The 491-nt window shown below is 45.0% G+C and carries 1 protein-coding gene; it reads left to right on the top strand.

Going from position 1 to position 491, the window contains the following annotated elements:
• The coding region (locus VXS03_RS20100; RefSeq protein ID WP_327765538.1) for a hypothetical protein at positions 1-491 on the top strand (491 nt) is incomplete at both ends.

Below are 491 nucleotides of genomic sequence, written 5' to 3'. Positions count from 1 at the left end.
CCATTATGATGCTGCAACAGGCGTATTAATCGGTAGCACGGCGGCAGGTGAGCCGGTTGTGACGGTATCATTGGATGCGGTACAAGCGGTTAACGGTCATGATATCGATGTAAAAGTGACCATCATTCAAGAAAAACCATTAAATCATACCGACAGTGGTGTGGATGGTTTAGTCGATAGCATTAACGATCAGATCACCATTGATGTACCGATTCAGGCGCAAGACACTGATGGTGACTGGTTACAAAAACCTGCCAATGTTGATATCACTATCAAGGATGGCGCTAACCCAGAATTTGGTACCGACAGCGGCACCACCATTGATGAAACGACTCAGCAAGGGCAAGTCATCCATGGCGATGTGCCTCTTGATGTTGGCTCTGATACTATTCACCACATTGATTTTAATGCCGACCAACCGAGTTTAAATACAATCACCAGTAACGGTGAAGCAACAACATTTACGGTTTCAGGTAATGTTCTGACTGTTA

The sequence above is a fragment of the Photobacterium sp. S4TG1 genome (assembly GCF_036040035.1).
Lineage (GTDB): Bacteria > Pseudomonadota > Gammaproteobacteria > Enterobacterales > Vibrionaceae > Photobacterium.
This window is presented reverse-complemented; position numbering and strand designations above follow the sequence as displayed.